The organism is Pseudomonas sp. UBA7530 (genome assembly GCF_002479365.1).
In the GTDB taxonomy this organism is placed as follows: domain Bacteria; phylum Pseudomonadota; class Gammaproteobacteria; order Pseudomonadales; family Pseudomonadaceae; genus Aquipseudomonas.
Genome location: NZ_DLMS01000011.1, coordinates 1,208,428 through 1,229,571, shown reverse-complemented (window position 1 = coordinate 1,229,571; position 21,144 = coordinate 1,208,428). Strand labels below are relative to the sequence as shown.

The following is a 21,144-nucleotide window of genomic DNA, read 5'->3' as shown; positions in this document are numbered from 1 at the left end:
AAGGCCGAGAACAGGCGCACCAGAGCGCCCTCGGTGCCTGCGGCGCTCAGAGCAGCACCACGTCGTACTGTTCCTGGGAATACATGGTTTCCACCTGGAACTTGATGGTGCGCCCGATAAAGGCTTCCAGATCGGCGACGTTGCCCGACTCTTCATCGAGCAGGCGATCGACTACCTTTTGATTGGCCAGCACGCGATAGCTTTCCGCCTGGTAGGCACGCGCCTCGCGCAGAATTTCGCGGAAGATCTCGTAGCAGATGGTCTCGGGCGTCTTCAGCTTGCCGCGCCCCTGACACGCGGTGCACGGCTCGCAAAGAATCTGCTCGAGGCTTTCACGGGTACGTTTGCGGGTCATCTGCACCAGGCCGAGCTCGGTGATGCCGATGATGTTGGTCTTGGCATGGTCGCGCTCGAGCTGCTTTTCCAGGGTGCGCAGCACCTGGCGCTGGTGCTCCTCGTCTTCCATGTCGATGAAGTCGATGATGATGATGCCGCCCAGGTTGCGCAGGCGCAGTTGGCGGGCGATCGCGGTGGCCGCCTCCAGGTTGGTCTTGAAGATGGTCTCTTCCAGCGTGCGATGGCCGACGAAGGCGCCGGTATTGACGTCGATGGTGCTCATCGCCTCGGCCGGGTCGACCACCAGGTAACCGCCGGATTTCAGCGGCACCTTGCGCTCCAGGGCGCGCTGGATCTCGTCCTCGACGCCATAAAGGTCGAAGATTGGCCGCTCGCCCGGATAGTGCTCCAGGCGATCGGCGATTTCCGGCATCAGTTCGGCGACGAATTGCGTGATCTTCTGGAAGGTTTCCCGCGAGTCCACGCGAATCTTCTCGGTGCGCGGGCTGACCAGATCGCGCAGCGTGCGCAGGGCCAGCGACAGATCCTCGTAGATCACCGACGGCGCCTTGGCGGTCTGCACCTGCGCGGAAATCTGATCCCACAGGCGGCGCAGGTAGCGGATGTCGATGAGAATCTCGTCGGCGCCGGCACCCTCGGCCGCGGTGCGCAGGATGAAGCCGCCCGCCTCCTCGATGCCCTCGGCGGCAACGCAATCGGCGACCACCTGCTTGAGGCGCTCGCGTTCGCCTTCATCCTCGATCTTCAGGGAGATGCCGACATGGCTGGTGCGCGGCATGTACACCAGGTAACGCGAGGGAATCGACAGCTGAGTGGTCAGGCGTGCGCCCTTGCTGCCGATGGGGTCCTTGGTGACCTGCACCGTCAGGCTCTGGCCTTCGTGGACCAGCGCACTGATCGGCTCCACCGCAGCGCCTTCGCGGGTGGAGATCTCCGAGGCATGGATGAAGGCCGCACGTTCAAGGCCAATGTCGATGAAGGCCGCCTGCATGCCGGGCAGCACGCGCACCACCTTGCCCTTGTAGATATTGCCGACGATGCCGCGCTTCTGCGTGCGTTCGACGTGAACTTCCTGCAGCACGCCGTTTTCCACCACGGCCACGCGCGACTCCATCGGCGTGATATTGATCAGAATCTCTTCGCTCATGCATCCATCCTGGTGATCATGCCGGCCGGGCTACTGCACCGCCCCGCGGACTCAAGCTTTTCGGACACCTCATCCCGCAGCCGCGTTGCCGTCGCCTGGTTTCTGAAAATGTCCTGGCGCCGGGAATTGCCAGCAGGCAATACCGAATTCCCCAAGCAGCTCGGCAGTTTCGCACAGCGGCAGACCGACCACCGCCGAATAGCTGCCCTGCAATTGGCTGACGAACACGGCCGCCAACCCCTGGATACCATAACTGCCCGCCTTGTCGCATGGCTCGCCGCTGGCCCAGTACGCCTCGATTTCGGCCTCGCTGATAGGGCGAAAACTCACTTCGCTGCTGACCACACGAGCCGACTCGCGACCATCGCCGACCAGCGCAACGGCTGTCAGTACTTGATGGCTGCGCCCCGACAGGGCCTGCAGCATGGCCCGCGACTCGGCGAAATCCGCCGGTTTGCCGAGAATGCGCCCATCGAGCACCACGGCGGTATCAGCGCCCAGCACCACGGCATCGACACGTTCGCCCAATGCGCGCAGGCCGGCCCGCGCCTTCTCGCGAGCCAGACGCTCTACATAGGCTGCTGCCGGCTCGTCTGGCAACGGGTTTTCATCTATCGAGGCGATTTGCGTGACGCATGGCACAGCGATCTGGGCCAGCAACTCACGGCGACGGGGCGAAGCGGAGGCCAGAAACAGCTCGGCCATGCGGGTATCTCCCTTGGCGAACCGCGGCCAGCCATGCCAGGCCGCGTTCAGTTGACGTTGAGGCGCAGGTGCAGCCCCCGCAGGATGACGCAGATCCACGGCCACAGCAGGGCGCTCACCAGCGCCGGCAGGATGAAGGCCAGGGTTGGCGGGCGGCTGCCGGTCAGCGCATTGAGCCACAGCTGCACCAGCTGGGCGAGACCGAACACCACCATCAGCACCATGCTCTGCTGCCACATGGGAAACATGCGCAGGCGCTGGTGCAGGCTCAGTACCAGAAAGGTGATCAAGGTAAGGATCAGCGCGTTCTGCCCGAGCAGCGTGCCGAACAGCACATCCTGCGCCAGGCCGAGAATCCACGCGGTGGTCAGGCCGACGCGGTGCGGCAGCGCCAGCACCCAGTAGGTGAGGATCAGGGCGACCCACAGCGGGCGGCCGATCTGCATGAACTCGAGCAGCGGCGCGACGCTGAGCAGCAGCGCGAAGGCCAGACTCAACCAGATCACCCAGCCGTTACGAGACTTTACGCCGACCATCAGTTCGCCTCCTGTGCGGGAGCGTCTGCGGCCGGAGTGGCGGTCGACGCGGGCGCCTGCTCGCCTTGGGTACGTTCCTGCTCGGCCTCGCGGTCAGCGGCCTCCTGGGCCTGGGCCGAATCGGAAGCGCGCTGCTCGGGGCTGCGCCGGTCGGAGAACACCAGAAGCAGATAACGACTGCGATTGAGCGCCGCGGTCGGTGTGGCGCGGACGATGGCGAACGGCTGGCCGGAATCGTGGATCACCTCCTTGACCGTGGCCACCGGGTAGCCGGCCGGGAAACGCTGGCCCATGCCGGAGCTGACCAGCAGATCGCCTTCCTTGATATCGGCGGTATCGGCGACATGGCGCAGCTCGAGGCTCTCCGGATTGCCAGTGCCGACAGCGATGGCGCGCAGGCCGTTACGGTTGACCTGCACGGGGATGCTGTGGGTGTTGTCGGTGAGCAACAGCACGCGCGAGGTATAGGGCATGACCTCCACCACCTGGCCCATCAGGCCACGCGCATCGAGCACCGGCTGACCGAGAAACACGCAGTTTTGCTTGCTCTCGTCGACGCAGTCCTTCTCGCCCTTGTCGATCAGGATGCGGTGGGTGTACGGGTTGGGGTCGACGCCGATCAGTTCGCTGACCAGCACCTCTTCATCCACCAGCGCCGCGGAGTTGAGCAGCTCGCGCAGGCGCACGTTTTGCTCGGTCAGGGTCGCCAGCTTCTGCAGGCGGCGCTGCAGCAACAGGGCTTCGGCCTTGAGCTTCTCGTTCTCGGCCACCAGCTCGCTGCGCGAGGAAATCTGCTGGGTCGCGCCTTCCCAGGCCCGCACGGGCAGCTCGGCCAGCTCGTACAGGGGCGTCAACACCGTGCCCATCATGCTGCGCACGGGCTTGAGCGTGTCGAAGCGGGCGTCGGCCACCATCAGCACTGCCGACAGCACGGCAAATACCAGTAGGCGAATGCCCAGCGAGGGACCTTTGGCGAAGAGCGGCTTAATAAGCTGCTCCTTGTGCGCCACGAGGGCGGAAAGCGCGCGAATTCATGCGAAGGGCGAACCGGTCTGGCGAAGGTTGGGCCGAGTGTACTGCAATGCTCGAATATGCGCGTGCCGCCCGGAGGCGGCACGGCAAGCGTCCACAGCCGCGGGACTCACTCGGTGGAGAGCAGGTCCATGGCGTGGCGGTCCATCATTTCCAGGGCCTTGCCGCCGCCACGGGCGACGCAGGTCAGCGGGTCTTCGGCGACGATCACCGGCAGGCCGGTTTCCTGGCTCAGCAGCTTGTCCAGGTCGCGCAGCAGCGCACCACCACCGGTCAGCACCAGGCCGCGCTCGGCGATGTCCGAGGCCAGCTCGGGCGGCGACTGCTCCAGGGCGCTCTTGACCGCCTGGACGATGGTCGCCAGCGATTCCTGCAGCGCTTCGAGCACTTCGTTGGAGTTCAGGGTGAAGCTGCGCGGCACGCCCTCGGCCAGGTTGCGGCCGCGTACGTCGACTTCACGGATTTCGCCACCCGGATAGGCAGTACCGATTTCCTGCTTGATGCGCTCGGCGGTGCCTTCACCGATCAGCGAACCGTAGTTGCGGCGCACGTAGGTGATGATGGCTTCGTCGAAACGGTCGCCGCCCACACGTACGGACTCGGCGTAAACCACGCCATTGAGGGAGATCAGCGCGATTTCGGTGGTACCGCCGCCAATATCGACGACCATCGAACCGCGGGCCTCTTCGACCGGCAGGCCGGCGCCGATGGCAGCGGCCATCGGCTCTTCGATCAGGAACACTTCACGGGCACCGGCGCCCAGGGCCGATTCACGGATGGCGCGGCGCTCGACCTGGGTCGACTTGCACGGCACGCAAATCAGCACGCGCGGCGACGGCTGCAGGAAGCTGTTCTCGTGAACCTTGTTGATGAAGTACTGCAGCATCTTTTCGCAGACGCTGAAGTCAGCGATCACGCCGTCCTTCATCGGACGAATCGCGGAAATGTTGCCGGGGGTACGGCCGAGCATGCGCTTGGCCTCGGTGCCCACAGCCACGACACTCTTCTGGTTGCCGTGGGTACGGATGGCGACCACGGACGGCTCATTCAGGACGATACCGCGCTCGCGCACATAAATAAGGGTATTGGCAGTACCCAGGTCGATCGACAGATCGCTGGAGAACATGCCACGCAGTTTCTTGAACATTAGGAAGGGACCCTAGGCAACGCGTGGGTAAAAGTCAGACGCGGAAAAACGCGCGGGTAAAAAGTGCGGCAAACTCTAACAACGGCAGGGATTTTGAGCAAGGCGGCAATATGGTAGATTGCCTGTTTTTCCGGGCCTTGCAGCTGCACAGCGCGGCCTTTGACCGCCGGCTCGCGGCATCCGTTCCCTGCTTGTCCTCTCTGTCACACTTCCCCTGGAGAACCCCTGATGGCGCTTGAACGCTCCGAGGTGGAAAAAATCGCCCACCTGGCCCGCCTGGGTCTGAACGAAGGCGATATTCCGCAAACCACCGAGACCCTGAACAACATCCTCGGCCTGATCGACCAGATGCAGGCCGTCGATACCCAGGGCATCGAACCCATGGCGCACCCGCTGGAAGCGACCCAGCGCCTGCGTGCCGACGTGGTCAACGAGAGCAACCAGCGCGACGCCTACCAGGCCATCGCCCCGGCCGTGGAAAGCGGCCTGTACCTCGTGCCGAAAGTCATCGAATAAAGGAAAGGGCCCGACATGCATCAACTGACCCTGGCCGAGATCGCCCGCGGCCTCGCCGACAAGCAATTCTCCGCCGAAGAACTGAGCCGCGCCCTGCTGGCGCGCATCAATCAGCTCGACCCCCAGCTCAACAGTTTCATCACCATTACCGAAGAGCTGGCCATCGAACAGGCCAAGGCCGCGGACGCCCGCCGCGCCGCTGGCGAGAACGGCGCCCTGCTCGGCGCGCCGATCGCGCACAAGGACTTGTTCTGCACCAACGGCGTGCTGACCTCCTGCGCCTCGAAGATCCTCACCGGCTTCAAGGCGCCCTACGACGCCACCGTGGTTGAGAAACTCGCCAACGCCGGTACCGTGACCCTCGGCAAGCTGAACATGGACGAGTTCGCCATGGGCTCGGCCAACGAATCCAGCCACTACGGCGCGGTCAAGAACCCCTGGGACACAAGCCGCGTGCCCGGCGGCTCCTCAGGTGGTTCCGCTGCAGCCGTAGCGGCGCGCCTGATTCCGGCCGCCACCGGCACCGACACCGGCGGTTCGATCCGCCAGCCGGCGGCGCTGACCAACCTCACCGGCATCAAGCCGACCTACGGCCGCGTCTCGCGCTGGGGCATGATCGCCTACGCCTCCAGCCTTGATCAGGGCGGCCCACTGGCCCGCACCGCCGAGGACTGCGCCCTGCTGCTCGGCGCCATGGCCGGTTTCGACGCCAAGGATTCGACCAGCGTCGATCAGCCGGTCGATGACTACCTGGCGGCGCTGACCCAGCCGCTGGCCGGCCTGCGCATCGGCCTGCCGAAGGAATACTTCGGCGCCGGCCTCGATGCACGCATCGGCGAGAAGGTCATGGCCGTGGTCGAGGAGCTGAAAAAGCTCGGCGCCACCGTCAAGGACATCAGCCTGCCGAACCTGCAGCACGCCATCCCGGCCTACTACGTGATCGCCCCGGCGGAAGCCAGCTCCAACCTGTCGCGCTTCGACGGCGTGCGCTTCGGCTACCGCTGCGAGAACCCGAAAGACCTGCAGGACCTGTACAAGCGCTCCCGGGGCGAAGGCTTCGGCGAGGAAGTGAAGCGCCGCATCATGGTCGGCACCTATGCGCTGTCTGCCGGTTACTACGACGCTTACTACATCAAGGCCCAGCAGATCCGCCGACTGATCAAGAACGACTTCGTCGCCGCCTTCAATGACGTCGACGTGATCCTCGGCCCGACCACGCCGAACCTGGCCTGGAAGCTCGGCGAGAAGAACGCCGACCCGGTTTCCGCCTACCTGGAAGACATCTACACCATCACCGCCAACCTGGCCGGCATTCCCGGCCTGTCGATGCCGGCCGGCTTCGTCGATGGCCTGCCGGTGGGCGTGCAGTTGCTTGGCAACTACTTCCAAGAAGGTCGTCTGCTCAACGTCGCGCACCAGTACCAACAGGTCAGCGACTGGCACAAACACGCACCGAGCGGCTTCTGAGGAAGGATCAAGACATGCAGTGGGAAACCGTCATCGGGCTGGAGATTCACGCTCAGCTCAGCACCCAATCGAAGATTTTCTCGGCCAGCGCCACCACCTTTGGCGCCGAGCCCAATACCCAGGCCAGCCTGGTCGACCTCGGCATGCCCGGCACCCTGCCGGTGCTCAACGCCGAAGCCGTGCGCATGGCCTGCCAGTTCGGCCTGGCCATCGACGCCGAGATCGCCGAGCGTAACGTCTTCGCGCGCAAGAACTACTTCTACCCGGACCTGCCGAAGGGCTACCAGACCAGCCAGATGGATCATCCCATCGTCGGCAAGGGCTTCCTCGACATCACCCTGGAAGACGGCACCGTCAAGCGCATCGGCATCACCCGTGCGCACCTGGAAGAGGATGCGGGCAAGAGCCTGCACGAAGACTTCCACGGCATGAGCGGCATCGACCTGAACCGCGCCGGCACGCCGCTGCTGGAAATCGTTTCCGAGCCGGACATCCGCTCGGCCAAGGAAGCGGTGGCCTATGTGAAGGCCATCCACGCCCTGGTGCGCTACCTGGGCATCTGCGACGGCAACATGGCTGAAGGCTCGCTGCGCTGCGACTGCAACGTGTCGGTACGGCCGAAGGGCCAGGCCGAGTTCGGCACCCGCGCCGAGATCAAGAACGTCAACTCGTTCCGCTTCATCGAGAAAGCCATCAACCACGAAGTGCAACGCCAGATCGAGCTGATCGAAGACGGCAGCAAGGTGGTGCAGGAAACCCGCCTGTACGACCCCAACAAGGATCAGACCCGCTCCATGCGCAGCAAGGAAGAAGCCAACGACTACCGTTACTTCCCCTGCCCGGATCTGCTGCCGGTGGTCATCGAGCGCAGCTTCCTCGACGAACTGCGTGCCGCGCTGCCCGAGCTGCCACCGCAGAAGCGCGAGCGTTTCGAGAGTCAGTTCGGCCTGTCCACCTATGATGCCAGCGTGCTCAGCGCCAGCCGTGAAATGGCCGACTACTTCGAAGCGGTCGCGAAAACCTGCGGCGATGCCAAGCTGGCCGCCAACTGGGTGATGGGCGAGCTGTCCAGCCTGCTCAATAAAGAGGGTCTGGAGATCGAGCAGTCGCCGGTGTCCGCCGAGCAACTGGGCGGCATGATCCTGCGCATCAAGGACAACACCATCAGCGGCAAGATCGCCAAGATGGTGTTCGAGGCCATGGCGGCCGGTGAAGGCAGCGCCGATGCGATCATTGAGAGCAAGGGCCTCAAGCAGGTTACTGACAGCGGCGCCATCGAGAAGATGCTTGATGAGGTGCTGGCGGCCAACGCCGAGCAGGTCGAGCAGTACCGCGCCAGCGACGAAGCCAAGCGCGGCAAGATGTTCGGCTTCTTCGTCGGCCAGGCCATGAGAGCCTCCAAGGGCAAAGCCAACCCGGGGCAAGTGAACGAACTGTTGAAGAAGAAGCTCGAAGGCTGAGCCAGACCGGTTCGCTTGATACTGAAAAACGCCGGGTTCCGCCGGCGTTTTTTATGGGGAAACAACAGATGACGATCCGTAGCCCGGATGCAATCCGGGAACCTTCATTGCCCCGGATTGCATCCGGGCTACGCACCTGCATTCTACTTGCCGCACTCGCCGCACTCGGCGGCTGCTCCACCTTCGGCGGCGGCGCAGGCGGCAGCGAAACCGGCAAGGCCTCCTACTACGCCCAGGCGCACCACGGCAAACGCACCGCCAGCGGCGAGCGTTTCGATCAGAGCGCGCTGACCGCTGCGCATCGCACCCTGCCGTTCGGCACACGTGTGCGGGTGACCAACCTGAACAATGAACGTAGCGTCGTATTGCGCATCAATGATCGTGGGCCCTTCGTACGCGGCCGCGTGATCGACGTTTCACGCGCCGCCGCCGTGCGCCTGGACATGCTGCGCGCAGGCGTGGTGCCGGTACGGGTCGAGGCGCTGGACTGACCAACAATTGGCAACAAAAACTTTCTGCAGCATCTGGCGGCGCACAACGCCATCGCTACACTAGCCGCACTTTTTCCGGAGCTACCCTGCAATGACCCTGATGACCTATGTCTACCTGATCGCCGGCCTGGTGCTGCTGGTCGCTGGCGCCGAAGTGCTGGTGCGCGGCGCCGCCAAGCTGGCCGCCCAGTTCGGCATTCCACCGCTGGTAATCGGCCTGACCGTGGTGGCCTTCGGCACCAGCGCCCCGGAAACCGCGGTCAGCGTGCAATCGGCATTCAACGGCAGCGGCGACCTGGCAATCGGCAACGTGATCGGCAGCAATATCGCCAACGTCCTGCTGATCCTCGGTGTGACGGCCCTGGTCGCGCCGCTGATCGTCTCGCGCCAGTTGATCCGCCTCGATGTGCCGATCATGATCGGCGCCAGCCTGGTGGTCTATGCGCTGGCCTGGGACGGCGCGCTGAGTCGCCTCGACGGCGCCCTGCTGTTCGCCGGCGTGCTGACCTACACCGGTTTTCTGATCTACAGCGCGCGCAAGGAGAACAAGAACGAGGATGACGAGTTCGCCAAGGAGTTCGGCCTCGACGAAGCGCCCAAACCCTATGCCTGGGCGATCAACCTGGGCCTGGTCATCGCGGGCCTGGTGCTGCTGGTGGTGGGCTCCAACTTCCTGGTCGAAGGCGCCGTGCAACTGGCTCGCGCCCTGGGGCTTTCAGAGCTGGTGATCGGCCTGACGGTGATCGCCATCGGCACCTCGCTGCCGGAGCTGGCCACCTCGATCATCGCGGCCTTCAAGGGCGAGCGCGACATCGCCGTGGGCAACATCGTCGGCAGCAACATCTTCAACCTGCTGTGCGTGCTGGGCCTGGCCTCGCTGGTTTCGCCGGCAGCCATTCCGGTAGCCGCCAATGCGCTGGCCTTCGACTTCCCGGTGATGATTGCCGTGGCGGTGGCCTGCCTGCCGATCTTCTTCACCGGCTATCGCATCAACCGCTGGGAAGGTCTGCTGTTCCTCGCCTACTACGTGGCCTACACCCTGTATCTGGTGCTGTTCAGCACGGGCCGCCCGCAGGCCGAAACCTTCGGTGACGCAATGATCGGCTATGTGCTGCCGCTAACCGTCATTACCCTGGTGATCATTGCTGGGCGTGCCTGGCACAAACAACGTGGCGAGCAGGTCTGAGCATGAGCGACAGCCACGAACGCGGCCTGCAGGTACGCCGTGAAGTGATGGGCGATGCGTTCGTCGACCGCGCCCTGGGCAATGCCACCGAGTTCACCCAGCCGCTGCAGGATTTCGTCAACGAGCATGCCTGGGGCGGCGTGTGGACGCGCAGCGGCCTGCCGCGCGCGACGCGCAGCCTGATCACCCTGGCTGCGCTCACCGCACTGAAATGCCCGCAGGAACTCAAGGGCCACGTGCGCGGCGCGCTGAACAACGGCTGCACCGTCGAGGAAATTCGCGAAACCCTGCTGCACTGCGCGGTGTATGCCGGTGTGCCGGCCAGCATCGATGCCTTCCGCGCGGCGCAGGAGGTGATCGACGAATGGCAGCGCAACGCATCTGAAACCTAGCAGCCCGCCTGCGTACCCATGCGGCGGAACATGAGGCGCATCGGGCGTTCTGGCTCAGCCTCTGAGGCAAAACCTCAGATGTGCTGGCGAACCTGACGCGTATCAGACCCCAGTTCAGCCAGCAGTGCCTGGATCATCGGCTCATCGGGCCACCAGTTGCAGAAGCCCACCCCCAGATTGCCGAAGGCCCAGGGCATGGGCAGGAACTGCCAGTCGTGCAGGCGTCCGGCCCGTTTACAGGCCGGGCAGTTCAGCGTCGCATCGTCGTGCCCGGCGAACCAGTTGCCGACAGCCTCGTCCCAGACGATTTCATCAGCCGCGCTGACCTGCTGACAGCTCGGGCAGGCCAATCCTTCCACGCCACTGTCGCCCGCATGGAATACGGTACGCTCCTGTACGAGCTGAACGCCGCAGTAGTCGATACCCTGGTCGAATCGCTGCGCATTATCCCCCGGTAGATAGAGGCCACTGCGCGGGCAGACCTGCGCCGCGACGATCTTTCGCTCGATCATCCAGCCCAGCAGCGCCCGCCCCCGCACACGCGCCTGCTCGTCACTGGGACAGGTCACAACGAACCAGTGGATGGAATCACTCATTTTTCTTTTCCTTGAAAACCGAGTTCAGGCGACTACCGAAACGCTAGATCCAGCCACCCCACTGCAGCAACAGCAGACCGATATTGGTGGTGACCACTGCCGCCAGGGTAGTGATGACGATGATGGCTGCCGCCAGCTCATGGTTGGCCCCCACCGCACGGGCCATGACGAAGCTGGCCGCCGCCGTCGGGCTGGCGAAATAGAGGAAGAGGATCGCCAGGTCCGCGCCGCGAAAGCCCAGCAGCCAGGCGCCAGAGGTACTCAGCAGGGGCAGCCAGACCATTTTCATCATGCCCGAGCCGATGGCGGTACCGCTGCTACGGTGCAGTGACGCCAGACTTAGGGTGCCACCAATGCAGATCAGCGCCAGCGGTAAAGTCATCTGCGCGAAATATTCAGCTGAGGTCAGGAACCACTGCGGCAGGGGGATTTTCCAGTAGGCGATCGGCACCGCCATCAGCACGCCGATGATCATCGGATTGGTCACGATGCTGCGTACGATGGCCTTGGCACCGGGCTTGACGCCGGGGCTGTAGATGGCCAGTACGACGGCCGAGAGCGCATTGTAGCAGAGGATCACCAATGCCGCGAGCAACGAGCCGACCGACAGGCCGTAGTCACCGTACATGCTGGTGGCCAGTGCCAGGCCGACGATGCCGTTGTTGCCGCGGAAGGCGCCCTGGGTGTAGATGCCGCGGTCTTCGAACGGCACCCGCCAGATCGCCCAGGCCCAGGCCACGAAGAACGAGGCCACGGTGGCCAGGAAGAAGTAGGTCAGCAACTGCGGCTGCATGGCCGCATCCAGGTCGGCCTTGACCACCCCAAGAAACAACAGGGTCGGCATGGTGCCGCGAAACACCAGGCTCGAGGCTGTGTCGATGAAGGACGTATCGATCCAGCGCACACGTTTGAGCACCACGCCAAGAAACAGCATGGCGAAAACGGGCGCAGTAATGGCGAGGGTTTGTGCAGCGACGGCGAGCATGACGACACCAGCAGGTTGTCTGACGACCTATGTTAGCTGGCTAAGCATTTCTAGGCTATGGGCACAGAACGCCAATATTCGCTCGCGCAGGACGGCTGGGCGGCATTCCGCCTCAGCCGCGATTAGGCCGGTGAGCCAGACGTTTCGCGGCTAAATCCGCTCCTACAAAAAAGCGCGCAGCACGCCCGATACGCTGCAGCGCATCAGCGGCGAACCGGGCGCTTCTGCAGCTTGCGCTGCAAGGTACGGCGGTGCATGCCGAGGGCGCGGGCAGTAGCAGAGATGTTGCCCTCGTGCTCAGCCAGCACGCGCTGGATGTGTTCCCATTGCAGGCGGTCCACCGACATCGGGTTTTCCGGCACCAGGCTATCGAGGTCGGCGTGCTCGGAAAGCAGCGCGGTAAGCACGTCGTCGGCATCGGCCGGCTTGCACAGGTAGTTGGCCGCGCCGCGCTTGATGGCCTCCACCGCGGTGGCGATGCTGGAATAGCCGGTGAGAATCACCACGCGCATCTCGGCGTCCAGCTCCAGCAGCTTGGGCAGCAGTACCAAGCCGGAGTCGCCTTCCATCTTCAGGTCGACCACGGCGTAATCCGGCAGATCGTCCTTGGCCAGGGCCAGGCCCTCTTCGGCGCTGGACGCGGTGGAGACGCGCAGGCCGCGGCGACTCATGGCGCGCGCCATCACGCGAGTGAAGGTGGGATCATCATCCACCAGCAGCAGATGCGGATGCTCTTCGCCTTCGAACAGGGATTCTTCGCTCATGCTTGGTTTTCCTAATCAGGCCACGCCATAGGCACGCGGCAACTTCAATTCGGTGAGGGTGCCGCCTTCTTCATGGTTATACAACTTAACCGTGCCACCAGCACGGGTCACGCTGGCCTGGCTGAGGAACAACCCCAGGCCGAAGCCCTTGCCCTTGGTGGTGAAGAAAGGTCGACCCAGCTGTTCGGCGATGGCCAGCGGCACGCCGACGCCATGGTCACGAATGCTCAGGCGCAGCCACTGATGGTCCCAGTCCAGGCAGATGTCGAGCTTGTCCGGGCAGGCATCGGCAGCGTTGTTGAGCAGGTTGAGCAGCGCCTGGGTCAAGTCTGCCGGCGGCATGATGCGCGGCGGCGTGCCACGGCCCAGGCACTGGTAGCGGTAGCTGGCCTCGGGGCGCATCAGGTGCCAGCGATTGAGGGTGGTTTCCAGCCACTCCACGCTGGACTGCTCGATAACCGCCTGGCGCCGATCGTTCTCGGCGGCGCGCACCAACTGCTGCAAGGTGAACTTGCACAGCTTGACCTGCTCCTGCAGCAGGGCCAGGTCGTCCTGCAGGGCGGGCGTGTCGCGGTATTCCTGGCGCAGTTCCTTGAGCAGCACGCTCATGGTGCCCAGCGGCGTGCCCAGTTCGTGGGCGGCGCCAGCGGCCTGGGTGGCCACGGCCAGCAGTTGTTGATCACGCAGGCTTTCCTCGCGGCGCTCGGCACGCAGCTCGTCCTGCCGACGCAGCTCCTCGGCCATTTTGGCTACGAAGAAGGTGATCAACGATGCCGCCAGGGCGAAGCTCAGCCACATGCCGTAGACCAGCAGGCTCTCGCGAGCGGCGGGCAGTTCGAGCGGGTGCGTCCATACCAGCAGCAGGGTATATCCAGTCAGGGCCAGGCCCGATAGCACGATGGTAAATAGCCAGGGCAGCGTCGCCGCGGCGATGGTCAGCGGCACCAGGTAATAGGAGACGAAGGGATTGGTCGAACCGCCCGAGTAATACAGCAGCACACTGTGGATGATCAGGTCGCAGCCCAGTTGTACCGCGTACTCGACCTCGGTCACCGGCCAGGGACCGCGCAGGCGCAGCGCCGTGCCCAGGCACAGCAGCAGAGAAACGCCAAGGGTGACCGATAACTGCAACCACGGCAGCGGTATCATGCCCGATTTGTAGGCAAGCCCGACCGAGCCTGCCTGGGCGGCCAGCACCAGAATTCGAATGAGGGTCAGGCGCCAGAGATTCTGGCGACTGGCGGAGAGTAACTGCACAGGTTCGAGCATGGCGACTCCAATTGATCGCGGCGAGTATAACCAAGCCTGCTGCGGCCCTGCGCCGCTGCGGCAACCGGACGCACACCTCTGCCCCCCTGTTTGAACGCGCAAAAAAACTCAAACAGGTTAACCCGAATCGTCACCCGTCTTCGTCTACCCTCGGGAAACGGCCATCAAGGCCACTGAAAAAGGAACTGCACATGCGCACCATGCCCCGTATCGCCTCCATCCTCGCCCTGACCATCGCCGGCCTGACCAGTACAGGTCTGCTTGCCGACGAGGCGCGCTACAACCAGATCGCCCTGCGCGCCGAGGTGAACCAGGAGGTCGCCCACGACCTGATGCACGTTACCCTCTACACCGAAGCGCAGAACAGCGACCCGGCCAAACTGGCAGCCGAGATCACCAATACCCTCAACAAGACCCTGGAGCGGGTACGCCAGGTGCGCGGCGTTTCGGTCAAGCTGGGCAGCCGCAACAGCTATCCGGTGTATGACGACAAGGGGCAGAAGATCACCGCCTGGCGCGAGCGCGCCGAGGTGCGCATGGAAAGTGCCGACTTCGCTCGTCTGTCGGCTCTGACCGGCGACCTGCTGCAATCGATGAAGATGGCCGGCATGGACTTCAGCATCGCCACCGACACCCGCAAGACCCGCGAGGACGCCATGCTCAAGGACGCCGTCGACGCCTTCAAGGCACGCGCGCAACTGGCCACGGAAGCACTGGGCGGCAAGAGTTACAAGCTGGTCAACCTGAGCATCAGCACCGGGGGATTCCAACCGCCGATGGCCATACGCAACTTCGAAGCCAAGAGCATGGCGATGATGGATGCAGCGCCCACGCCGCAGATAGAGGCTGGCACCAGCCAGGTCACGGTCAGCGCCGATGGCGTCATCGAAGTGCAGATGCCCTGATCCCCGAGCGAAAACGAGAAAACGCCGTTATCGACGGATAACGGCGTTTCGCATTCCTTGCCGACACTTGCTCGAAAGCGTGGATAGAGACGCGCAACTGCCGGAGCCGTCTTACGTCAAGGCGCTGGCGGCAGAGTCATCTCGATGCTTTCCCCCAGCGAATCCTCCAGGCGCTGCAGCTCGACGCCGACCACAGCGGCATCATCGGCCAGGGTTTTGGCGATATGCAGAAACTCCGGCGCTGCTTCGACGAAGGCCAACACCACCAGCGGATCGAAGCGCGTGCCGCTGGCCGCGCAGATTTGCGCCACCGCCTGCTCCGGGCTGACAGGAGGCAGGTAGGCATGCTGGCAGGTCAGCTCCTCAAAGTGGCCGACCAGCGCCATCAGACGTGCCGACAGCGGTATCTGCTCGCCGAACAGGCCCTGCGGATAGCCTTTGCCGTCCCAACGTTCGTGCTGGCCGTAGACGATGTCCTTGGCGTCGGACAAGAAGTCGGTGATGCTGCCCAGCTTGCGCTCGGCCCTTTCCAGCGCATCACAGCCGGCGATCACCCCCTCGCTCAACAGGTGCAGGTCACTCTCGTCCGGCTCGCCATGGCTGAGCAGGATACGATCGGGCAGGGTCAGCCTGTCGATCACATGCAGCATGGCCGACTTGCCCAACTGGGCGATGCGCTCCTCGCTCAAAAGCTCCGACAGGGCAGGCTGCTGCCGCGCCAGGGCGGTGGACAGGCCAATCATGTAGCGCTCGATCCGCGCCAGGCGACGGCTGCGCGGGTTGTCGCGCATCACCGCGACGCTGGCCATGGCCTCGATGGTGACGTCCTGCAAACGCTGGATATCACGCGTACGGCGCTTGACCTCGAGTTCCAGGTATTCGCTTTTGTCCCGCAGGTAATCGGTTGCGGCCTTGAGCTGCAGCTGCGCCCGCACGCGGGCGAGCACGATGGGCGGGCTGACCGGCTTGGTGATGTAGTCGGCGGCGCCGAGGTCGAAGCCCAACTGCTCGTCGGCGGCATCGCTTCTGGCCGTCACCAGGATCAGCGGGATATAGCGGGTTTGCGGGTCGCTCTTCAGCTCGCGGCACAATGCATAGTCATCCTGCCAGTTGAGCAGGATCAGATCCGGTTGCGGGCGTGCCCTGGCAGCTTGCAGGGCCTCTTCGTTGCCGACCAGTCGCACCTGATAGCGATCGACCAGCAGCGCGCCGAGCCGCTGTCGTGCATCCACCGCATCATCCACCACCAGAATCAGTTCCTGCTCCGACCTGTCGAGCATCCCGCGCATGGCGACCTCCGTTTGCACCCGTCTACCCTGATCGACGGTGCTGGGCTGTAGTTGCGCTCAGGCCGTCATACAAATGACCTTGCCTGGGGTTTGAAAGTGCAATACGGATTGGCAGAGCAGCGGCGCCAGCCGACAATCGACACCATGATCCTTAGCGCAAGGCATCCCCATGCTCGATCAGGAACGTTGCTGGCAGGCCGTCTGCGAACGCGACGAGGCGTTCGACGGACGCTTCGTCTTCGCCGTACGCAGCACCGGCATCTATTGCCGACCGAACTGTCCGGCGCGGCGACCACGGCGCGACAACGTCAGTTTTCATGGCGATGCGCAAAGTGCAGAAGCCGCTGGATTTCGCCCCTGCAAGCGCTGCTCGCCGCAAGGCCAGAGCCCGGCACAACAACTCGACGCACTGGTCGCGGCCGCCTGTGAATTGCTGCGCGGCGAACAGCGCCTGACACTGACGCAACTGGCCGCACGCATCGGCTTGTCGTCATCGCATCTGGCCCGAGCGTTCAAGACGCGCACCGGCATGACGCCCAACGCCTGGGCCACGGCGCAACGGCGCCAGCGCCTGGAGGCTCATCTACCAAAGGCCGATAGCGTGCTCGATGCGGCCCTGGCCGCCGGCTATTCCGGCACCCGCGCCCTGTACGAAAAGCCCCAGGCCCTGTCACCGGCACAACGCCGCCAACGCGGGGCCGGCGAGCGCTTGCGTTACAGCATCGCGCCCTGCCCGCTCGGCCAGGTGCTGCTGGCCACCAGCGACAAGGGCGTTTGTGCGCTGCTGTTCGGCGATCAGCCGGCGGCCCTGCGCGAGGAACTGCAACAGCGCTTTGCCGCGGCGCAGCTCGAAGAGGACGAGGCAGGCCTGCACAGCTGGCTGCAGCAGGTGCTGGCGCAGCTCGAAGAACCCGAGCGCGCGGCTCATCTGCCCCTGGACATTCGCGGCAGCGCATTCCAGCAGCGCGTCTGGCAGGCCCTGCAGCACATCCCCAGCGGCGAGACCCGCAGTTATGCCGAGCTGGCCGGGCAACTGGATAGTCATCCGCGAGCGGTTGCCCGCGCCTGCGCCAGCAATGCCATCGGCCTGCTGCTGCCATGTCACCGCGTGGTGGCCAGCGATGGCAGCCTCAGCGGCTATCGCTGGGGGCTGCAGCGCAAGCGGCGACTATTGGAGCAGGAGCAGTCGTAACCCATCGGCGGCTTCCCGACGCACCCGGAGGTCGTCGTTCGTAGGGCGGGTGTAACCCGCCAGGCCGCTGATGGCGGGTTGCACCCGCCCTACATAGCTGCAGCGCAAGCGTCAGTTGCTGGAGCAGGAAGGCCAGGAGACGTAGCCCGGATGCAATCCGGGGAACGGATTCAGCGCGCGCCCCTTACACCAGCATTGCCTTGGCCACCTCGCTGCGCGTGCCGCGCCCGACCAGATGCTCGACCAGGGTCAGCGCAAAGGCCAATGCCGTGCCCGGGCCCTGGCTGGTGATGCAGTTGCCGTCGACCACCACCGCCTCGTCGACGAAGGTGCAGCCGCTCAGACGATCACTGAACGCGGGGTAGCAGGTCATGCGCCGCTGCCTGAGCACACCGTAGTTCTGCAACGCCACCGCAGGCGCAGCGCACAGGGCGGCGAACAGTTCGCCGCCCTTGGCCTGCTGGCGCACCCGTTCGGCCAGCGGCTCGAAATCGGCCAGGCGCTGCGCGCCAGGCATGCCGCCGGGCAGGACGATCAGGTCGAAGTCCTGGGCCAGCACGTCCACCAGCATGGCGTCGGCCGTCAGGCGCGTACCACGGGCGCAGGTGATCATCCGCCGCTCCTCGACGCTCGCCACCAGCACCTCCACATCGGCGCGGCGCAGCACGTCGATCAGGGTCACGCATTCCAGTTCCTCGACGCCATCGGCGACGGCAATCAGTGCACGCTTGCTCATCTTTCAACTCCTCCAGGCATAAAGCGAAACTGTCCGCCCGGTCATGAAAAGGCCGAAAAGACCATAAATTCACCCGGCAAAACCTTGCTGGTATGATGCGCGGCTTTTGCACGATCGAGCAATTTTCCGGCCCGTACGGACGAATGTGCTTTGCTTTCTGCAGACCAATTTTTCGGCGCGCTCGCGCCTCGGGGAGCCACCATGCTGGAAAGACTGTTCCAACTCAAAGCCCACAACACTACGGTGCGCACCGAGGTACTGGCCGGGATCACCACCTTCCTGACCATGGCCTACATCCTTTTCGTCAACCCCAACATGCTGGCCGAGACCGGCATGGATCACGGCGCGGTGTTCGTCGCCACCTGCCTGGCCGCCGCCATCGGCTCGCTGATCATGGGTCTGCTAGCCAACTACCCGATCGCCCTGGCGCCGGGCATGGGCCTCAACGCCTTCTTCACCTACACCGTGGTCATGACCATGGGCTACAGCTGGCAGACCGCCCTGGGCGCGGTGTTCCTCTCCGGTGCGATCTTCTTCCTGCTGTCGATCTTCAAGATCCGCGAGTGGATCATCAACAGCATCCCTCTGGCCCTGCGCGCCGGCATCGCCGCCGGTATCGGCCTGTTCCTGGCGATCATCGCGCTGAAGAACGCCGGCATCGTGGTCGATCATCCGGCCACTCTGGTCGGCCTGGGCGACATGAGCCAGGGCGGCGCGCTGCTGGCCTGCCTGGGCTTCTTCGTCATCGCCGCCCTGGCCTATCGCAAGATCACCGGCGCGGTGATGATCGGCATCCTGCTGGTCACCGGCCTGTCCATCGCGCTCGGCCTGTCCGAGCTGCCGGGCGTGATTTCCATGCCTCCATCGCTGATGCCGACCCTGCTGCAGCTGGATATCGCCGGCGCGCTGGATATCGGCCTGATCAGCGTGATCTTCGCCTTCCTCTTCGTCGACCTGTTCGACACCTCCGGCACCCTGGTCGGCGTCGCGCAGAAGGCCGACCTGCTGGACAAGGACGGCAAGATGCCACGCCTGGGCCGCGCCCTGCTGGCCGACAGCACCGCGACCATGGCCGGCGCCGCGCTCGGCACCAGCACCACCACCAGCTACATCGAATCCGCCGCCGGCATCAGCGCTGGCGGGCGCACCGGCCTGACCGCCTGCGTGGTCGCTGGGCTGTTTCTGCTCAGCCTGTTCTTCGCCCCGCTGGCCGGTTCGGTACCGGCTTACGCCACCGCTCCGGCGCTGCTGTTCGTCGCGGTATTGATGATGAGTAGCCTGGCGCAGATCGACTGGGACGACCTGACCGTCGCCGCTCCCGTGGTGGTCGCCGCCCTGGCCATGCCGCTGACCTTCTCCATCGCCAACGGCATCGCCTTCGGCTTCATCGCCTGGACCGGCATCAAGCTGCTGTCCGGTCGTGCCCGCGAGCTGAATGCCGCGATGTGGGTGCTGTCCGCCCTGTTCATCGTCAAGCTGGCCTACTTCGCCTGATCAGCACACAAGTTAGGCGGCAACAGGTGTAGGGTGGACATCGCTTTCATGTCCACCAACACCCTCTCTCCGGCCGCACAGCGGTGGATGAAAAAAGCGTCATCCACCCTACGACACCCAGCTGGCCAACACGCAGGGTGGACATCGCCTTTCATGTCCACCAATAGCGTCCTTGTGGCCATCATTAAAGGGTAGATGAAAAGCACAATCCACTTACGGCGCAGCGCCGACGAGTAACCCAAGGCACGCGGCTACCGCCTCCGCTACAATGGCGCCCCGTTTTCCTGCCCCATGAGTGACCGATGAGCCGCCCCGCATTCGACCCCGCCACCTACGACGCCCAACTCGCCGAGAAGAAGGGCCGCCTGGTCGAACTGCTGGCACCCTTCGCCGCCCCCGAGCCCGAGGTGTTCGATTCGCCGCGCGAGCATTACCGCATGCGCGCCGAGTTCCGCCTGTGGCGTGAAGACGGCCAGCGCCACTATGCGATGTTCGCGCCGGGCGACAAGCACACGCCCATCCTGCTCGACGATTTCCCCATCGCCAGCCTGCGCATCAACGAACTGATGCCGCGTCTGCGCGCCGCCTGGCAAGCCAGCGAGGCGCTGTCGTTCAAGCTTTTTCAGGTGGAGTTCCTCACCACCCTGGCCGGCGATGCACTGATCACCCTGGCCTACCATCGCCCGCTGGACGACGCCTGGCAGGCCGAGGCCGAGAAGCTGGCAGCCGAGCTCAACGTCAGCCTGGTCGGGCGCTCCCGTGGCCAGCGCCTGGTGATCGGCCGCGACTACGTGGAAGAGGAGCTGAGCGTGGCCGGACGCACGTTCCGCTACCGCCAACCGGAAGGCGCCTTCACCCAGCCCAACGGCCGGGTGTGCGAGAAGATGCTGGGCTGGGCCCATGACGTACTCGGCGAGCGCGACGACGACCTGCTGGAGCTGTACTGCGGCAACGGCAACTTCACCCTGCCGCTGGCCACCCGCGTGCGCCGCGTGCTGGCCACAGAAATCAGCAAGACCTCAGTGAACGCCGCCCTGGCCAACCTGGCCGACAACGGCGTGGACAACGTCGAGCTGGTGCGCCTGTCCGCCGAGGAGCTGACCCAGGCGCTGAACGAGGTACGCCCATTCCGTCGCCTGGCCGGTATCGACCTGAAAAGCTACGACTTCGGCAGCGTCTTCGTCGACCCACCACGCGCCGGCATGGACCCTGACACCTGCGAGCTGACCCGTCGTTTCCAGCGCATCCTGTACATCTCCTGCAACCCGGAAACCCTGGCCGCCAACATCGCCCAGCTCGCCGACACGCACCGGGTGACGCGCTGCGCGCTGTTCGACCAGTTCCCCTATACCCACCACATGGAAGCCGGCGTGCTGCTGGAAAGGCGCTGAGCCTGGCTCGCGCTGGATGCCACGTAGCGCCGCCGGTCGCGACGCATGGTCGCAAGCACTTGGGCCGTGCTTGCCGCGGCGCTATGC

Annotated in this window: 21 protein-coding genes; 10 read left to right on the top strand and 11 right to left on the bottom strand. The window is 64.5% G+C overall.

Going from position 1 to position 21,144, the window contains the following annotated elements:
* Positions 1-46: 46 nt before the first annotated feature.
* From rng to mreB, 5 genes are all read right to left on the bottom strand, one after another.
* Positions 47-1,504: a ribonuclease G gene (rng, locus tag B2U07_RS19395; RefSeq protein WP_197857574.1), complete on the bottom strand. Its 1,458-nt coding sequence runs from the start codon at positions 1,502-1,504 to the stop codon at positions 47-49.
* A gap of 69 nt (positions 1,505-1,573) precedes the next feature.
* Positions 1,574-2,209, bottom strand: a complete 636-nt coding sequence (locus B2U07_RS19390; protein WP_275547158.1) for a Maf family protein — start codon at positions 2,207-2,209, stop codon at positions 1,574-1,576.
* Between the two features lie 47 nt (positions 2,210-2,256).
* A complete protein-coding gene (gene mreD / locus B2U07_RS19385; RefSeq protein WP_197857576.1) occupies positions 2,257-2,745 on the bottom strand; it encodes a rod shape-determining protein MreD in 489 nt (162 codons plus the stop codon).
* Entirely contained in the window at positions 2,745-3,734 is a 990-nt protein-coding gene (gene mreC / locus B2U07_RS19380) for a rod shape-determining protein MreC (RefSeq protein ID WP_296277634.1), read from the bottom strand. The genes mreD and mreC overlap by 1 nt, the downstream gene beginning before the upstream one ends.
* A gap of 152 nt (positions 3,735-3,886) precedes the next feature.
* Entirely contained in the window at positions 3,887-4,924 is a 1,038-nt protein-coding gene (gene mreB, locus B2U07_RS19375; RefSeq protein WP_013714086.1) for a rod shape-determining protein MreB, read from the bottom strand.
* Between the two features lie 228 nt (positions 4,925-5,152).
* Between mreB and gatC the strand changes: the two genes are divergently transcribed.
* From gatC to B2U07_RS19345, 6 genes are all read left to right on the top strand, one after another.
* Entirely contained in the window at positions 5,153-5,440 is a 288-nt protein-coding gene (gene gatC, locus B2U07_RS19370; protein WP_275547159.1) for an Asp-tRNA(Asn)/Glu-tRNA(Gln) amidotransferase subunit GatC, read from the top strand.
* Between the two features lie 15 nt (positions 5,441-5,455).
* Entirely contained in the window at positions 5,456-6,907 is a 1,452-nt protein-coding gene (gatA, locus tag B2U07_RS19365; RefSeq protein WP_296277550.1) for an Asp-tRNA(Asn)/Glu-tRNA(Gln) amidotransferase subunit GatA, read from the top strand.
* A 14-nt stretch (positions 6,908-6,921) separates the two neighbouring features.
* Complete coding sequence (gene gatB / locus B2U07_RS19360; protein ID WP_296277548.1) at positions 6,922-8,367, top strand: Asp-tRNA(Asn)/Glu-tRNA(Gln) amidotransferase subunit GatB; 1,446 nt, start codon at positions 6,922-6,924, stop codon at positions 8,365-8,367.
* Between the two features lie 68 nt (positions 8,368-8,435).
* The gene (locus B2U07_RS19355; protein WP_275547161.1) at positions 8,436-8,858 is read left to right on the top strand and encodes a septal ring lytic transglycosylase RlpA family protein; all 423 of its coding nucleotides are present in this window, start codon (positions 8,436-8,438) and stop codon (positions 8,856-8,858) included.
* A 91-nt stretch (positions 8,859-8,949) separates the two neighbouring features.
* A complete protein-coding gene (locus B2U07_RS19350) occupies positions 8,950-10,044 on the top strand; it encodes a calcium/sodium antiporter (RefSeq protein WP_197857580.1) in 1,095 nt (364 codons plus the stop codon).
* 2 nt (positions 10,045-10,046) lie between these two features.
* A complete protein-coding gene (locus tag B2U07_RS19345) occupies positions 10,047-10,436 on the top strand; it encodes a carboxymuconolactone decarboxylase family protein (protein WP_296277546.1) in 390 nt (129 codons plus the stop codon).
* Positions 10,437-10,510: 74 nt separating this feature from the next.
* Here the strand turns inward: B2U07_RS19345 and B2U07_RS19340 are convergent, their stop codons facing one another.
* From B2U07_RS19340 to B2U07_RS19325, 4 genes are all read right to left on the bottom strand, one after another.
* The gene (locus B2U07_RS19340; RefSeq protein WP_296277544.1) at positions 10,511-11,032 is read right to left on the bottom strand and encodes a hypothetical protein; all 522 of its coding nucleotides are present in this window, start codon (positions 11,030-11,032) and stop codon (positions 10,511-10,513) included.
* 43 nt (positions 11,033-11,075) lie between these two features.
* Positions 11,076-12,017: an AEC family transporter gene (locus B2U07_RS19335; RefSeq protein WP_197857583.1), complete on the bottom strand. Its 942-nt coding sequence runs from the start codon at positions 12,015-12,017 to the stop codon at positions 11,076-11,078.
* A 203-nt stretch (positions 12,018-12,220) separates the two neighbouring features.
* Positions 12,221-12,781, bottom strand: a complete 561-nt coding sequence (locus tag B2U07_RS19330; RefSeq protein ID WP_013714077.1) for a response regulator transcription factor — start codon at positions 12,779-12,781, stop codon at positions 12,221-12,223.
* 15 nt (positions 12,782-12,796) lie between these two features.
* Positions 12,797-14,050, bottom strand: a complete 1,254-nt coding sequence (locus tag B2U07_RS19325) for an ATP-binding protein (RefSeq protein WP_197857584.1) — start codon at positions 14,048-14,050, stop codon at positions 12,797-12,799.
* Between the two features lie 191 nt (positions 14,051-14,241).
* Between B2U07_RS19325 and B2U07_RS19320 the strand changes: the two genes are divergently transcribed.
* Positions 14,242-14,955, top strand: a complete 714-nt coding sequence (locus B2U07_RS19320) for an SIMPL domain-containing protein (protein ID WP_296277543.1) — start codon at positions 14,242-14,244, stop codon at positions 14,953-14,955.
* Positions 14,956-15,071: 116 nt separating this feature from the next.
* On the opposite strand, the gene B2U07_RS19315 is transcribed toward B2U07_RS19320, so the two are convergent.
* Entirely contained in the window at positions 15,072-16,244 is a 1,173-nt protein-coding gene (locus B2U07_RS19315; RefSeq protein WP_296277541.1) for an HD domain-containing phosphohydrolase, read from the bottom strand.
* 169 nt (positions 16,245-16,413) lie between these two features.
* Here B2U07_RS19315 and ada point away from each other — a divergent pair, with 169 nt between their 5' ends.
* Positions 16,414-17,436: a bifunctional DNA-binding transcriptional regulator/O6-methylguanine-DNA methyltransferase Ada gene (gene ada / locus B2U07_RS19310; protein ID WP_296277539.1), complete on the top strand. Its 1,023-nt coding sequence runs from the start codon at positions 16,414-16,416 to the stop codon at positions 17,434-17,436.
* Between the two features lie 184 nt (positions 17,437-17,620).
* Here the strand turns inward: ada and B2U07_RS19305 are convergent, their stop codons facing one another.
* Positions 17,621-18,172 (bottom strand): DJ-1 family glyoxalase III, encoded by a 552-nt coding sequence (locus B2U07_RS19305; RefSeq protein ID WP_296277538.1) that lies wholly within the window; start codon positions 18,170-18,172, stop codon positions 17,621-17,623.
* A 201-nt stretch (positions 18,173-18,373) separates the two neighbouring features.
* On the opposite strand from B2U07_RS19305, the gene B2U07_RS19300 reads away from it, so the two are divergent.
* Both B2U07_RS19300 and trmA read left to right on the top strand, forming a co-directional pair.
* Positions 18,374-19,666: an NCS2 family permease gene (locus B2U07_RS19300; RefSeq protein WP_296277536.1), complete on the top strand. Its 1,293-nt coding sequence runs from the start codon at positions 18,374-18,376 to the stop codon at positions 19,664-19,666.
* Between the two features lie 302 nt (positions 19,667-19,968).
* Positions 19,969-21,057: a tRNA (uridine(54)-C5)-methyltransferase TrmA gene (trmA, locus tag B2U07_RS19295; protein ID WP_296277534.1), complete on the top strand. Its 1,089-nt coding sequence runs from the start codon at positions 19,969-19,971 to the stop codon at positions 21,055-21,057.
* Positions 21,058-21,144: the final 87 nt, after the last annotated feature.

Bases quoted from the DNA above. Each gene is read 5' to 3' on its own strand.
- rng (WP_197857574.1), bottom strand. From the start codon at position 1,504: ATGAGCGAAGAGATTCTGATCAATATCACGCCGATGGAGTCGCGCGTG.
- B2U07_RS19390 (WP_275547158.1), bottom strand. From the start codon at position 2,209: ATGGCCGAGCTGTTTCTGGCCTCCGCTTCGCCCCGTCGCCGTGAGTTG.
- mreD (WP_197857576.1), bottom strand. From the start codon at position 2,745: ATGGTCGGCGTAAAGTCTCGTAACGGCTGGGTGATCTGGTTGAGTCTG.
- mreB (WP_013714086.1), bottom strand. From the start codon at position 4,924: ATGTTCAAGAAACTGCGTGGCATGTTCTCCAGCGATCTGTCGATCGAC.
- gatC (WP_275547159.1), top strand. From the start codon at position 5,153: ATGGCGCTTGAACGCTCCGAGGTGGAAAAAATCGCCCACCTGGCCCGC.
- gatA (WP_296277550.1), top strand. From the start codon at position 5,456: ATGCATCAACTGACCCTGGCCGAGATCGCCCGCGGCCTCGCCGACAAG.
- gatB (WP_296277548.1), top strand. From the start codon at position 6,922: ATGCAGTGGGAAACCGTCATCGGGCTGGAGATTCACGCTCAGCTCAGC.
- B2U07_RS19355 (WP_275547161.1), top strand. From the start codon at position 8,436: ATGACGATCCGTAGCCCGGATGCAATCCGGGAACCTTCATTGCCCCGG.
- B2U07_RS19350 (WP_197857580.1), top strand. From the start codon at position 8,950: ATGACCCTGATGACCTATGTCTACCTGATCGCCGGCCTGGTGCTGCTG.
- B2U07_RS19345 (WP_296277546.1), top strand. From the start codon at position 10,047: ATGAGCGACAGCCACGAACGCGGCCTGCAGGTACGCCGTGAAGTGATG.
- B2U07_RS19340 (WP_296277544.1), bottom strand. From the start codon at position 11,032: ATGAGTGATTCCATCCACTGGTTCGTTGTGACCTGTCCCAGTGACGAG.
- B2U07_RS19335 (WP_197857583.1), bottom strand. From the start codon at position 12,017: ATGCTCGCCGTCGCTGCACAAACCCTCGCCATTACTGCGCCCGTTTTC.
- B2U07_RS19330 (WP_013714077.1), bottom strand. From the start codon at position 12,781: ATGAGCGAAGAATCCCTGTTCGAAGGCGAAGAGCATCCGCATCTGCTG.
- B2U07_RS19325 (WP_197857584.1), bottom strand. From the start codon at position 14,050: ATGCTCGAACCTGTGCAGTTACTCTCCGCCAGTCGCCAGAATCTCTGG.
- B2U07_RS19320 (WP_296277543.1), top strand. From the start codon at position 14,242: ATGCGCACCATGCCCCGTATCGCCTCCATCCTCGCCCTGACCATCGCC.
- B2U07_RS19315 (WP_296277541.1), bottom strand. From the start codon at position 16,244: ATGCGCGGGATGCTCGACAGGTCGGAGCAGGAACTGATTCTGGTGGTG.
- ada (WP_296277539.1), top strand. From the start codon at position 16,414: ATGCTCGATCAGGAACGTTGCTGGCAGGCCGTCTGCGAACGCGACGAG.
- B2U07_RS19305 (WP_296277538.1), bottom strand. From the start codon at position 18,172: ATGAGCAAGCGTGCACTGATTGCCGTCGCCGATGGCGTCGAGGAACTG.
- B2U07_RS19300 (WP_296277536.1), top strand. From the start codon at position 18,374: ATGCTGGAAAGACTGTTCCAACTCAAAGCCCACAACACTACGGTGCGC.
- trmA (WP_296277534.1), top strand. From the start codon at position 19,969: ATGAGCCGCCCCGCATTCGACCCCGCCACCTACGACGCCCAACTCGCC.